This is a genomic window from Acidobacteriota bacterium, assembly GCA_012517875.1.
Classification (GTDB): domain Bacteria; phylum Acidobacteriota; class JAAYUB01; order JAAYUB01; family JAAYUB01; genus JAAYUB01.
Window position 1 is genome coordinate 35,966 of the sequence record JAAYUB010000077.1, and the last position, 13,870, is coordinate 49,835.

A 13,870-nucleotide genomic window follows, 5' to 3' on the forward strand; every position below is an offset into this window, starting at 1 on the left:
CTGCATTCCGAATCATACTAGAATTCCACAAATGTTCCATCAGCCCAGGAGTTCCGCATGAAGCCCGCTTCGGACAAGAGGAAAAAGCCAGTCGCGGACGCCGGAACGGGCGATGTATTCAAGCGTTGCTACGAGTACACCCGTCCGGAGCAGTTCAAATCGCTGGGACTGTATCCGTATTTCACCGCCTTCAGCGGGTATGTGGGCACCGACCCTATCGTGATGATGAATGGCTCCCAGGTGCTCATGTTTGGCTCCAACAACTACCTGGGCCTCACCTGCCATCCCAAGGTCAAGGAAGCGGCCGTTGCCGCCATCCAGCGGTATGGCACCGGCTGCTCCGGTTCCCGGATGCTGAATGGGACCCTGGATATCCATCTCCAACTTGAAGAAGAGCTGGCCGCCTTCTGCGGAAAGGAAGCGGCGGTGCTCTTCAGCACCGGGTTCATGACCAACGGCTGCCTGTCGAGCCTGTTGGGCCGCGACGTGTTCGCGGTGCTGGACAAGAGCGTCCATGCCAGCATCATCTACGGCACCATGGCGTCCTTCAGCAAGAACCACCGCCGTTTCAAACACAACGACATGCAGGACCTGGAGCGCGAGTTGGCCGGCTTGCCCGCCAACCGGGGCAAGATTGTCGTGGTGGACGGCGTGTTCAGCATGGAGGGCGACACGGCGCCGCTCGACCGGATCGTTCCGCTGTGCCAGCGGTACGGCGCCCGGCTCTACGTCGATGAGGCCCACGGCATGGGGGTGCTGGGCGAACACGGCATCGGTACGGTGGAGCATTTCGGTGTCACGGCCGACACCGACATCATCATGGCCACATTCAGCAAATCGTTTGCCTCCACCGGCGGCTTCATCGCTTCCGAACGCGCGGTGGTGGAGTATTTGAAACACCACTCCATGCCGTTCATCTTCTCGGCCAGCATGCCGGCGCCGTCGGTCGCCGCCGCTCGGGCCTCGCTACAGATCATCAAGGACGAACCGGAGCGCCGTCAGAAGTTGCTGCGCAACGCCCAACTCATCCGGGAGGGCCTCACCGCACTTGGTTTCGAGGTCATTCCCGGCATCACGCCCGTCGTGCCGGTGATCGTCGACGACGAGCTGCTACTCTGCCAGATCCACAAGGAACTCCTCGCCAACGGCATCTATACCAATCCCATCTTCAAGCCCGCCGCCGACCGCTGCATGGTCCGGATCAGCTGCATGGCCACCCACAACGAGTCGCAGATTCAGCAACTGCTCGAGGTCATGGCCAAGCTGGGCAAGTCTTTCGGCATCATCCACTGACATGCGACTGGCCCTTGTCACGGGAGCCACGGGTTTCATCGGCCGCCATCTCGTCCCTCTGCTCCTGGAACGCGGTGACGCGGTTCGAGTCGTGGTCCGCAATCCGGCCAAGTTCTCGGCGCTGTTTCCGGATTCCCGCAATATCGAGACCGTGCCGGGAGATTTGGCCGACCCGGCGTGCGCCGCACGGGCCGTGGTCGGCGCCACCCACGTGTACCACCTGGCGGGGGTCACCAAGGCGTTCCATCCCGCATCGTACTACCAGGGCAACGTCGAATCCACCCGGACATTCGTCGCAGCGATCCTCGCCTCGGCCCACGCCCCGGAGCGTTTCCTGCACGTGAGCTCGCTGGCGGCCATGGGGCCCGGCGCCACTCCCGAGCCGCCTCCCGACTACGCCTCCCCCGCTCCCCTGACCCATTACGGCCGAAGCAAGCTGGAGGGCGAAGCGGCGGTCCGGCCGCTGGCGGCTGTTTGTCCGGTGACCGTGTTCCGCCCGCCGGTGGTGTTCGGACCGGGCGACACCGATGTGCTGCATTTTTTCCGCGCCGTCGCCCGGGGCTGGCTGCCCATCATCGGTCACGACCGGAAGCGCGTGTCCGTGGTGTACGCGCCGGATCTCGCCGCCGCGATGGTGGCCGCAACCGGCGCGGACGCGGCAGTGGGCAAAACGTACTATCCATGCTACACTGAAAGCTACCGGTGGACCGAGTTGGGCCGGATCGCCGCCGGAGCACTGGGCCGGACCTGCCGCCCGGTGATCATCCCGATCCCCGTTGTGTGGTTGGTGGCCCTGATGGCCCAACTCGCCGGACGCATGATGCGGAAGCCGACGATTCTGAACCTGGAGAAGGTCCGCGAGATGCGCGCGTCTTACTGGGTGTGCTCACCGGCGGAAGCGGCGCGGGATTTCGGATTCCAACCCCGGTGGACCATCGACGAGGCGATCCGCCAAACGATCGACTGGTACAAGGACCATGGACAGCTCGCCTGACTACGTCCGAACTGAAAACCAGGCCCTGGACCGACCCGGCCTGCGACCGGCCGACTTGGCCGTGCTGGTGTTCATCGGTCTGCTGAGCCTGCTGGTCCTGCTCAACTACCGGGAGATTCCCTCCGCCAACCGGCTGCTCATGGTCCACGTGTTCATCGCGTCGATTCTCATCTACGCCGCCCGGTTCCCCGTCATCGGCTCCCCCTGGTGGATCAAGGCGATTCGCCTGTGGCACCCGCCGGTCTTCATCACCGTCCTGTTCGGGCATCTCGTGGAGATCATTCCGGCCGCCACCGCCGCCGACCGCGATCAGCTCCTGATTCGCTGGGACCTGTGGCTCTTCGGGCAGCATCCGTCGGTGTTCCTGAACCAGTTCCAGTTCCCCCTGCTCACCGAGTTGCTGCAGTACGTCTACACATGCTTTTACTTCATCCCGCTTGGACTGGCCATCGTGATCGTTGCCAGGCGCCGGCTGGGGCTTTACGACTACTTTTATTTCCTCATCTGCTACGGCTTCTTCTTCTCCTACCTGGGTTATTTTCTGATTCCTGCCGTCGGGCCGCGGTTCACCTTGCAGCCGCTCTACGCCGAGCCGTTGCAGGGAGTCCTGCTCTACGACCACATGGTGAATCTGCTCAATTACCTGGAGTCGGTGAACCGGGACTGCTTCCCATCGGGCCATGTGATGATGACCCTGGTGACGCTCCACTTTGCCTGGCGGCACGAAAAAACCGCGTTCCGCGTGCTGCTGCCGCCCGGCCTTCTTCTGATTGTGGGCACGGTCTACCTGCGCTACCACTATCTGGTGGATCTGGTGGCGGCGTTGGGCTGGTATCTGTTCGTGTTCTACACGGCGCCTCACCTCTACCGGATGGCGCTTCGGGTGGTGTTCGCCCCGAGCCGGCAGCCCGTCTGGGGGCGCCCCTTCGCCCCGGCCAAGAGCCGTCCCGCCGCCTGGGAAGATGAGAAGTAATCCCCTGCGCGTTTGCGCATCGCGTGGCTGCGGCCGGGTGTCTGTTTTCTCATTCAGATTTCAATCCAGAATGTTTCCGACATCCCGGGCGGTACGTCCCCTGACGGTCTTGCCGTCCGCCTGTCGGCAGATCGCCTTCATCCCCGGTGCTGCTGACACCGCAGCGGGGATTCCGGGGGGCCCGACCGGTTCCACCGGTTTCGCCGTAAAGCGGAACCCGGTGACGGACACTCCCGAGCAGGCGTTGCCGCAGGCGGCCGGGCTGGCCCAAGACCGCGGACTTCGGAAGCCCGCCCAGTCCGACTCTGTTGCAGCATCATGTTCCCCTCGGACATGCCCATTCCCTCCCCGGCCGGCCGGTACCCCACGGCCCCGCATTCTGATTACATGTCGTCGCTGCGCTTCAGATAAATTTTTTGGATTTTAGAAAAAACAATGGATACATGGCAAGAAAAAATATCAAATTTATGTATATAATTAATTATATATTCGCAACACACCATACTAGAAGTACTTCTTCTTTTTCCTGCGGCTAACGTCCGAATGCATGCGGCGGATGGTCGGCGGCGTACCATCACGTCAAGCAAACAAAAACTCCCGCGGAACCTAAGCTCCCCGGGAGTTAATTCCTCAGCAATGACCGGTCCTGCCGGACCAGACGGATGCATTTCCGCTAGAAGCAGGTGTCGGGGTTGTCCGCGGTGTTGCGGTCGGACAGATGCGACCGGTTGTCGAACCCCGGCTGCTGGTAGAACCCCACCGCCCGGCCGTGCAGGCTGTCGTACACCACGTACAGGGTCCACGGCGTGCCCCGCGGGTTCATGAACACGTACACTCCGGCCCGCTCCACCACCTGCGCCGTCCCCTCGTACTCGCCGGCGTCGGGACCCGTGAGCACCCGGAACAGGAACGTCCCGTCGGCGTTGATGCAGAGCTTCGAGCGGCCCAGGTCGTCGACGAAGATGAAGTCCCGGGGCGCGCCGCAGTTCGCCATCAGGTACAGAATGGCATTGTGGAAGAGGGTCGGGGCGTCGCCGGCCACTTTATCTCCATCGCCACCAATGAACATGTTCATGCCCACGATGCAGCCGTTGACGGCCACCGCCGGGAAACCGTCCGCCCAGCTGGCCACCAGCTCCGCGCCGGAGACCAAAGTGACTTCTTCGCGAAGCATTTCACTGAGATTGCTCACGCCATCCATGATGGGATGCCCCGCCTGGTACACTCCCAGCGTGATGGGGAAGAACAGACCGTTGCTGATTCCGCCCTGATAGGGGCTGTAGCCGGGGCTGAGTATCCGTCCCTCAATTCCCCAGGGGTTGCCGGGCAGATTCCAGCTGCTGCAGCACATGATCAGCCGGCCGCCGGCGTCCACGTAGTCCGCCAGCGTGTCGCCCATGGCCACGCGGTCCAAATACGCATGGTTGCTCCAGGCGATGACGACATCGTACGTGAGCAGGAAGTCGACGGTGGGGATTGTCCCGCCAGGAAGAGCGCCACCCGCGTAATGCCAGTCCACCGCCGCAATGTCCGGATAGGCCATCAGCGGCGCGGCCATAGTGCCGATCCCGTCATCGGCATTCACGATGAGCACGCGGATCCCCTCAGCCTGCTTGGCGGGGAGCGGTTCCTGCACCGGGGCATCCAGGCCGTGCCCGCGCACGATGAGACTCGGCCGGCCAAGGAGGCCGTCGGAGAATTTACGGGGCGCCGGAGGGAACTTGGCCGCGGCGGCGACGCCGGCCAGCAGCATCAGGCAGAGAGCCAACAAGACGAATCGGTTGCGCATATTATCTCCTAAATCTGCTTATGGATTTTTTTGGCCATTATACGACATGGAGGTGGACAAGAGAATGGTGAATGTCTGAAAAGGTGAATGGGGGGAGGCCGCATTCAATAATCATTATTCATTGGTCGTTGATCAATTTTGGTGAATCGGTGAATGGGTGCAAAGACATAGTACCCATTTCTTACTTTACATCCGAGCCGATGTCTGATATCCAACAAACAGCAGATCAAGCGCCGACGCATGAAGACGGTGTGGGAATCAGGACGGAGCTCCAACGCAACCGCTGAGGAGGAACCGACCAATGCATCTGTCCCAACTGGCCAGCGCGTCCATCGCCACCATCTTTTTCACCCTCACCGCCTACTATCTCCCCCGGGTGATCTTCGTCTACCGGCGGATCGACCGGTATTTCTACTACGCCATCACGACCCTGTGCGGGGGGCTCTTCTCCCTTTTCGGCCTGGTGCTCAGTACTCCTCTGCCGGACGACGCCGTGCTGCTGTTCCACCGCCTGCGGATGGTGGCGCTGCTGCTCACCATCGTCTTCTGGATGTTCTGCACCTACGCCATCTTCTTCAAGGAGAAGAGCTGGATCCCGCGGGGCGCGCTGGCCGTGTCGGTGTTCATCATCTGCACCATCCCGTCGGACCTGTACGTGTCGCTGCCGGTGCGCCACGTCCACGTCGAGTGGCTGGGTATTCCGTTCGACTACCGCTTCGGGCAGACCAACGTGTTCTATTCCGTCTACGCGGTGTGCCTGCTGGCCTGCTTCAGCGTCTCGCTGATCAAGGTGATAACCAGCCGCATCGAGCTGCGCATGAAGGTGCTGGGGGTGCTGGCCTTCCTGCCCGGCGTACTGGGCGCGGTGCACGACTTCCCCATCGCCCACGGCTACAAATCCGGGGTCATGATCAACGAGTATATCGCCTTCCTGTTCCTCATCGCCACGTCCGTCGTGTTCCTGACCGAGGATGAGCAGAACCACCGCACTCTCCAGAACAAGGCCGTGGAACTGGAGCGCAAGGTCCGGGAGCGGACCGAGCAGCTCGAGCGGCTCAACCGCGAGCTGGCCGGCATGAACGAGGATCTGCGCAAGGCCAATGAGCTCAAGAGCGAACTGCTGGGAATCGCCGCCCACGATCTAAAGAACCCGCTCCAGTCGGTCATGGGCTACGGCGAGCTGATCAGCAACGCGTCCAACGTGAACGAGAAGATTTTCCGCTACGCCAACCTGATCCACCTGTCGTCGCAACGGATGCTGGCCCTGGTGAACGAGCTGCTGGATGCGACGGCCATCGAGTCGGGCAAGCTGGAGCTGCAGCGGCAGCCGCTGTCGCTGGCCCGGCTGGCCGAGGCGGCGGTGTCCGCATATCACGACGCGGCGGCGCACAAATCGCAGACGCTCCGGCTGGATGTCGCGGACACCGGCTCGGTGGACGCCGACGCGAGCCGCCTGCGCCAGGTTCTGGACAACCTGCTGAGCAATGCCGTCAAATACACCCCGCCGGGTAAAACCATCACAGTGCGGATCGGGACGGACGGCGGCCGGGTGCGCTGCGAGGTCCGGGATGAAGGGCCAGGTCTGTCCGAAGACGATCGCGCTCAGGTGTTCGGGAAATTCCACCGCCTGTCGGCCAAGCCCACCGGCGGCGAGTCGTCGGTGGGGCTGGGCCTGTTCATCGTGAAGCAGCTCGTGGACGCTCACGGCGGCCGCGTCGGGGTGGACAGCCCGCCGGGCGGCGGAGCAGCGTTCTGGTTCGAACTGCCAGCGGCTGGAGCGTGACGCGATGGCCTTCATGCAGCTTCTCAACCAGCATTCGGCGATGGTGTTCGGCGGGCTGGTCTTTGGGGGCTGGGCATTGACGCTGGCGCTCCGGCGTGCGCGGCGGGCGCACTGGGCGACGTTCGGGGCGGCGCTGCTCGCCGTCGCCGGAACGTGGCTGCTGCTGCGCCCGCACTCGGGCGGCGGCGCGGTTCCGCTGGACGTGGCCGGGGGAGCCGCACCGCTGGGCCAGCCGGTGCTGGTGGAGGTGTTCTCCGACCTTTGAATGGCCTGCCTCGCGGCCAGGCCCCTCGTGGACGGGCTCGAGAGGGAATGGACCGGCGGCCGGGTGATCCGGGTGGACATCCGCAGCGTCGAGGGAGGTGCGTTTGCCGCGAAGCACGGCTTGACGCTCACCCCTTCATTCATTCTCTTCGACGGCGCCGGCGGGGAGGCGGGCCGATGGACGGGCCGTCCGCCCGCACTCGGCGACATCGCCGCGGCGTTAGACAATCGCTAGGCGGGGATCCCCACAAAGTCACGAAGAATACAAAGTTTGTTTGAGCTGACCGGATCTGACGGTTCAATTTCCAATTTCAGATTCCAGCCGAATCGCCACGACACCACGCCCCGTCGAAATCAAAAAATCGCTATTCAAACTCGAGTCTTGAAATCGTGCACGCTTCCGAGAAAACAGACCGCGTGAGAACGAACCTCGATCACGATTACGATCACGATTACGATCACGACTACGAACCACGAGCACGAAGGATGGGGACAAGAACGAGTCTCTAGCCTCAATTACGATCACGATTTCGAATCAAGAGTGCGAAGGACTTGAAACTCCTATCTCCGAATTGTTCACTGTTTACTGTTCACCGCACACTAAAAAGAAGGCTCCCCCGGAGGGGAGCCTTTGGTACCGGAATCGGGATCGGCTAGAAGATGAACTTCATGCCGAACTGGATCTGGCGGGAGGCCACCGTGGTGTAGCTCTTGCCAAGATTCGAGCTGGTCAGGTTGGTATTGGGATTGTTGAAATTGGTGTGGTTGAACAGGTTGAACGCCTCGGCCCGGAACTGCAGCTTGGAGCCCTCCGCGGTGAACCACGGCAGCTTGAAGTCCTTAAACATGGAGAAATCGACGTTCCAGAAACCGGGACCGCGGAACTTGCCGCGGTAGTAATCACCCACCGGGTTGTACAGGTTGATCACGCTGGAGGCCCAGGAGAAGTTGGCCGCGGTGGGGCCGACGATGTTGTTGGCGATGTCGGTGCTCACCTCGTACGTGACCACATTGGGTCGGGACGGGGCGCGGTTGTTGGTGTAGCCGGTGCCCAGGGTGTCGCGCGGGACTTTGTAGTCCAGCGGGAAGCCGCTGTTGGCCTGGATGATCCCGTTGATCTGCCAGCCGCCGATCAGCTCGGCCAGCCAACCTTCCGTGGTGCCGCCCAGCCACTTGCCGGGACCGAAGGGGAGTTCGTAGATGAAATTGCCGCTGAAAATGTGGCGCACGTCGAAGGCGGCGTACCCGCGGTCGTAGTCCAGATTGTACCAGTCGGATGCGAACGGGCTGGAGTTGCCCAACGACCACACGGACTCGGAGTTGTTGTCGAAGGCGGCGGACCAGGTGTAGTTGGCTTGGAACTGGAGGCCGTCCTGAAAGCGATGGCTATACGAGCTCTGGAGGGAGTGGTAATTGGAGTGCCCATACGAATCGATGTTGTGCACCCGGATGAACTGGGAGTTCATCCCGCTGTAGTAGCGCACGAACCACGGGATGGCGGTGGAACCGAGGCCATTGTCAACCATGCCCTGGATGGTCGCTTCGGACGGGTGCGGCATCTGGTTCGGGTTGTTCCGGACGTACAGGTGGACGCCTGCGGAACCGGCATAGGTGAGGTTCAGGATGTTGCCGGGCCAGATCTCTCGCTGGGCCGACAGGTTCCAGGTCTGGATGTATGGCGTCTTGAGTTCGTTGTTGAAGAGCACCATCTCGTAGAAGGATTCGGGAGCGAGGTGAAGGGTGACTTCCGGCAGGGCGATGCCGTTGCCATAGTAGCCGACGTTGTTGGGGTAGACGCCGTCGTAGCCGCCGCCGGGCTGGGCGCTGAGGAAGTTCTCCACACCGAACGGCAGCTGGGCGGCGTTCCAGGTGAGCAGGTTGCCGAACATGCGGTCGAAGCTGATGCCGTAGCCGCCGCGGATGGCGGTCTTGCCGTCGCCGAACGGATCCCACGAGAAGCCGATCCGGGGCGCGAAGTTGTGGGCTTCGGCCTCGTACAAGTCGTTGCCGGTGTCGGGGCCGCACAGGATGATGTCCGTCCCGTTGCCCACCCACTCGGAGACCACCAGGTTCCACCACTCGCCGCCTTCCCAGTTGGCCGGATCAAAGAAGTTGTTCTGGTTCACGATCCGATAGCCCTGGGAGTACGGGTTGATGATGGTGGAGGCCAGGTTGTTCACCTCGTAGGCCGCCGGCTTGTACTCGTAGCGCAGACCGAGGTTGAGGGTGAAGTTGGGGAACACCTTCCAGTCGTCCTGGACGAAGAAGTCGAACTCCTTCTGCCGCCAGCCGCGCCAGTCGGAGATGTCGCGCGAGAATACCGTGCCGTCGGAGTAGACGCCGTGGTCCACGTTGTCCACGATGCCGGCGCGCATGTTCTCGACGGTGTCACCGCCGTTGAACGCGCCGTCAAAGAAGGCGGTGGGGGTCATGCCGAACCCGGAACCGCCGTTGTTCTGGTTCCAGCGCAGATCGGCGCCGAACTTGACGTTGTGGGTGCCCAGGGTCCAAGTGACGATGTCCTTGACCTGGTAGGTGTTGAGGGGCGAATCTTCGTCCCCATAGCCCCACGGCCCGCCGAAGTCGGTGAAGTAGCGGGTGGGATCCTGGAGGTAGCCGCCGAAGTTCAGGTCGATGTCCGTCCACTGGCGGGTCCAGGTGTTGGCGGCGCGGGTGTACCCAAGCTTCAGGGAGTTGACCATGGTGGGATTCACGATGTAGGTCCACTCGGCACCAAAGGTCTGGGCCGTGCCGGAGTACTCCCGTGTGTTCTGGAACGTGGGCAGATAGCCGCCTGCAGGCGCAGTGGTGTACGGGTCGGTGCCGGTGTTGCGGACGTAGCGGAAGGAAAAGGCGTGGGCCTCGTTGAAGTTGTAGTCCACCTTGGCCACGTACTGCTCGAAGTTCTGCGGCTCGGCGTGCGACCAGACATAGCGGCCGCTGATGTCGGTTTCCTGGTCGCTGTTGGGCATCGGGTAATAGGTGTTGAAGATCTGGGCGATGGCGGGATTGGTGATCGAGTCCCGGAATGCCTGGTACGGGGTGAAGCCGGTGACCACCGTCATCTGGCGGACGCGCAGCAGCTCGGTGTTGAAGAAAAAGAACAGCTTGTCCTTGATAATGGGACCGCCGATGGAGGCGCCGTACTGGTGACGCTTGTAGTCGCCCTTTTCCAGACCGTCGCGGTTTTCCTCCCAGAGCGCCGCGTCCAGGTTTTCGGCGCGCAGGAAGTAGAAGGCTGCGCCGTGGTACTCGTTGGTGCCGCTCTTGGTCACCAGGTCGATGACCGCGCCGCCGGCGCGGCCGTATTCGGCCGACGGGTTGGAGGTGACCACGCGGAACTCCGAGGTGGCATCCACGTTCACGTCCACGGTGGAGCCGACGGTCTGGGTGTAGTTGTTGTCGATGCCGTCGATCTGGTAGTTGTTGCCGCGCTCGCGGCCGCCGTTGGCGGAGGCATAGCCGGACTGCCCCTGGATGACGCCGGGGGTCAGGTAGATCAGGTTCAGCGGATTGCGTCCGTTGAGCGGCAGGTCCAGAATGCGCTTCTCGTCGATGATGGTGTCGAGCTGGGAAGTGGTGGTCTCCACCTGCTCCACCTCGGCCCGGACCTCGACTTCCGTGGTCACTTCGGATACGCTCATGATCAGGGGGAAGTTGAGGCGCTCACCGACGGACAACTTGATACCGGTGACCTTCACCGGCTGGAAACCTTCCAGATCCGCCTTGACCTCGTAGTTGCCGACGCGCAGGTTGTTGAAGGCGTAATACCCGCTGTCATCGGAAAGGGTCTCCCGGGTCTGGCCGGTGTCGGTGCTGGTCAGGATCACGGTGACGCCGGGGATGACCCCGCCCGTGTTGTCCTTGACCACACCTTCGATGGCCTGGTCCGCGAACACGCCCACGGTCAGGCAGACCGCGAGGAACGCGAAGGCCAGCATTCTGTGGGTGCGGGACATGCAAACCTCCTTGAGGGTAGAATTGGAAGCGGTCGCGGTCGCGCGAACAGCGAGGGCGGCGCCTGCCGGTGGGCGGCGCCGTGGTCGGTCAGAGGGGTTGATCCAAAATTTTGGTATCAAAGTCTTCCCCCGATACTCTGCCGGCCGATTTCGCCGGTTCGGAAACCCAGAGTCCGGCTTCCTACACCACATTATGCGGATCTGAAAAGGGTTATGAAAGGCGGTTGGGACGAACTGGACTCAATGCGAAACAGGACGCCGAGACGGATATTTGAAACGGATTTGTGGGAAAGCCATGTTCAACTGATTGTTCACGTATTTATCGTTGATTTTGCGCATGATTCTTATTCTCAGAATATAATCTTGCAAATCACATACCAATTATTGTTCTGCCCGATAATCGGCATAAATATAAATATTCATTGACATCTACGCTGCAACGGAGCCAAGGGGAGCCGCGCATGTCCAATTATTTGGTTACATATTCCAATATATTGAATATTTTTGGCTGTTTATCCGGATGCGGCCGTCCGGTTCCGCTTCAAGACAACCGAGTCGGTTGGAGCGGCGTCAGGGGGAGGGCCAGACGGGTGATCCACCGCCCACGGGTCTCCGGTGCGGAATGAAACTCGAATCGGCCCGGATAGAGCTGCTCCAGCCGGCTGCGGGTGTTGCTCAACCCGATGCCAGCCATCCCGGTGTCGGACTCCGCGTTTTCGGGCCCGTCATTGAGTATATCCACACGCAGGGCGCCGTCGGCGCACCAGATGTTCACCAAGAGCAGGCCCGGCTCGAGCCGCCGGGCGATTCCGTGGCGGACAGCGTTTTCCACCAGCGGCTGCAGGATCATGTGGGGTACGAGCACCGCCTGAGCCGTGGGATCTACGTCCAACGTCAATCGCAGCTGATCCCGGAAGCGGATCTTCTGGATGTCCAGGTAGGCGGTCAGCAGTTCCACCTCCTTTTGGAGCGGGACCAGCGGGTCGGCTCCCCCCTCCAATACAAGGCGCAACATGTCGCTGAGGCGCGTGATCATCCGGTCGGCCCGGTCAATGTCATGGTGCATGAGCTCGGAAATGGAGTTGAGCGTGTTGAACAGGAAATGGGGTTGGAGCTGCATCTTCAGCGCCTGCAACCGCGCTTCGCTCAGGCTGGCCTCCAGTCTGATGGCCTGGCGCTCCCGCTCGCGGGAGAGCTGGTACTGAGTCCGGGCGTAGCCCAGCCCCAGCACCAGCAGGTATTCGAGCACCCACCCGTAGGCCTTGCCCGTGACATTGAGATGGAGTTGCTTCCAGAACGGCGGCAACGGCGTGATTTCATACGCATACCAGCGCGCCGTCGCGGAGTAGGCGGCGCCGAACGCTTCGCCCGCCATTCGGTCAAGTCCCAGGAACACGGACTCCTTGATCACCATCCCCGCGATGCCGGCCAGGAGGATGGCGAGCAGGGCCAGGGGCCAGCTGCGCCGTCGGATGGGGAGCCGCCGGATCATCCAGAGTATGGGCGGGATCATCACGCCCAGCGCATACCAGTTCAGGCAAGCCGTGACGAATATCTGCGTCGGAGACAGATGGCTGGCCAGTTCGCCGCCGGCCGTGAGCACGGTGTACATGGCCGGGATCAGGGTCAGCCCCAGAATCACCAGAAGCCACCGGCTGATGTGCCGCCACACCTGATTGTCCACGATAGTCTACCCCGCTCCGGCCCGGCTGGAGCCGCATCTTCCCGTCGGCCCCGGTGTCCGGGCGCGGTCCGAATGGAATGCCCGTATCTACGAGCCCGCGGAGTGATTTGTTGCGGCACCGATTGCTGATGGACGGCCGCCACACCTGCTTCACCTTGCCAGAGGAAGGGGTTCCCGCCTACAATGATCCGGTATTGAGAATCGGCTTTCCCGGAGGAATCATGCGGCCGTGGATCGCTATCGGCGCGATCCTGCTCGGCATGTGGGCAGCCGCCCAGGCACCCGCCGGGGAGCGCGCCTATCCGTGGCTCCCCAACGACCTGACGGCACACGCCTTGCGGCAGCGCATCCCGCCGCCGCCCGGCTTCGTCCGGGACGACCCGGCGGCGGGCTCGTTCGCCCGGTGGCTGCAGCGCCTCCCCCTGAAGCCTGGCCGGCCGCCGGTGCGTTACTGGGACGGCACGCTCGTGCCGGTCCAGGACGGGCACTGCGCCGTGCTGGAACTGGACATCGGGCGCCGCGACCTGCTCCAGTGCGCCGACGCGGCCATCCGGCTGCGGGCGGAGTTCCTGTACGCCGCCGGCCGCGCCGACGCCGTCGCGTTCCGCTTCACCAGCGGCCATGAGGCGGCCTGGCGGCAGTGGCAGGCGGGGGAACGGCCCCGGGTGTCCGGCAACCGGGTGAACTGGATCGCCTCCGCCGCGCCGGTCGCTTCCTACGCCTCGTTCCAGCGGTACCTCCGGACGGTGTTCGCCTACGCCGGCTCCTACTCGCTGGCGCGCGATCTGCCCCGTCCCGCCGCCGACCGCGAGATGCGCGGCGGCGACCTGCTGATCATCGCCGGGTTCCCGGGCCACGTCATGATCGTCGTCGATGCGGCGCGCCACCCGGAATCCGGCCGGCGCGTCGTGTTGCTGGTCCAGGGGTACTACCCCGCTCAGGACGTGCACGTACTGGCCAACCCGGAACATCCCGACCTCGATCCCTGGTTCGAGCCCGCGTCCGACGGCACTGTGACGGCCGCCGGCTGGACGTTTTCAGCCGCCCGCCGCCACCTGTTCCCCGCCCTGGCCGATGAGCCGGAGTGATGCCGCGCGCCCGCTGAGACGCCAACCCAACCCCGCCGGTCCC

At 62.7% G+C, this 13,870-nt stretch carries 10 protein-coding genes; 7 read left to right on the forward strand and 3 right to left on the reverse strand.

The features are described from left to right. Positions 1-57: 57 nt before the first annotated feature. Genes GX414_08040 through GX414_08050 form a run of 3 tightly spaced genes read left to right on the forward strand, consistent with a single transcriptional unit; the run spans position 58 to position 3,260 of the window. Positions 58-1,293, forward strand: a complete 1,236-nt coding sequence (locus GX414_08040; GenBank protein ID NLI47042.1) for a pyridoxal phosphate-dependent aminotransferase family protein — start codon at positions 58-60, stop codon at positions 1,291-1,293. Position 1,294: 1 nt separating this feature from the next. Next, a complete protein-coding gene (locus GX414_08045; protein NLI47043.1) occupies positions 1,295-2,287 on the forward strand; it encodes an NAD-dependent epimerase/dehydratase family protein in 993 nt (330 codons plus the stop codon). Continuing rightward, complete coding sequence (locus GX414_08050; protein ID NLI47044.1) at positions 2,271-3,260, forward strand: hypothetical protein; 990 nt, start codon at positions 2,271-2,273, stop codon at positions 3,258-3,260. Before GX414_08045 ends, GX414_08050 begins: the two co-directional genes overlap by 17 nt. A gap of 673 nt (positions 3,261-3,933) precedes the next feature. On the opposite strand, the gene GX414_08055 is transcribed toward GX414_08050, so the two are convergent. Further along, entirely contained in the window at positions 3,934-5,049 is a 1,116-nt protein-coding gene (locus tag GX414_08055) for a hypothetical protein (protein NLI47045.1), read from the reverse strand. Between the two features lie 301 nt (positions 5,050-5,350). Here GX414_08055 and GX414_08060 point away from each other — a divergent pair, with 301 nt between their 5' ends. From GX414_08060 to GX414_08070, 3 genes are read left to right on the forward strand one after another with little or no spacing between them, the layout of a single operon-like run. Next, positions 5,351-6,832 carry a hypothetical protein gene (locus tag GX414_08060; protein NLI47046.1) on the forward strand — a complete coding sequence of 494 codons (1,482 nt, stop codon included), beginning with the start codon at positions 5,351-5,353 and terminating at the stop codon, positions 6,830-6,832. A gap of 4 nt (positions 6,833-6,836) precedes the next feature. Next, positions 6,837-7,097, forward strand: coding sequence for a hypothetical protein (locus tag GX414_08065; GenBank protein NLI47047.1), 261 nt, complete (start codon positions 6,837-6,839; stop codon positions 7,095-7,097). Then, complete coding sequence (locus GX414_08070; protein ID NLI47048.1) at positions 7,098-7,331, forward strand: thioredoxin family protein; 234 nt, start codon at positions 7,098-7,100, stop codon at positions 7,329-7,331. It abuts the gene before it with no gap. Positions 7,332-7,749: 418 nt separating this feature from the next. On the opposite strand, the gene GX414_08075 is transcribed toward GX414_08070, so the two are convergent. Continuing rightward, complete coding sequence (locus tag GX414_08075) at positions 7,750-11,055, reverse strand: hypothetical protein (protein NLI47049.1); 3,306 nt, start codon at positions 11,053-11,055, stop codon at positions 7,750-7,752. Between the two features lie 541 nt (positions 11,056-11,596). Then, positions 11,597-12,739 (reverse strand): histidine kinase, encoded by a 1,143-nt coding sequence (locus tag GX414_08080; GenBank protein ID NLI47050.1) that lies wholly within the window; start codon positions 12,737-12,739, stop codon positions 11,597-11,599. A 221-nt stretch (positions 12,740-12,960) separates the two neighbouring features. Between GX414_08080 and GX414_08085 the strand changes: the two genes are divergently transcribed. Beyond that, the gene (locus tag GX414_08085; protein NLI47051.1) at positions 12,961-13,827 is read left to right on the forward strand and encodes a DUF4846 domain-containing protein; all 867 of its coding nucleotides are present in this window, start codon (positions 12,961-12,963) and stop codon (positions 13,825-13,827) included. Positions 13,828-13,870: the final 43 nt, after the last annotated feature.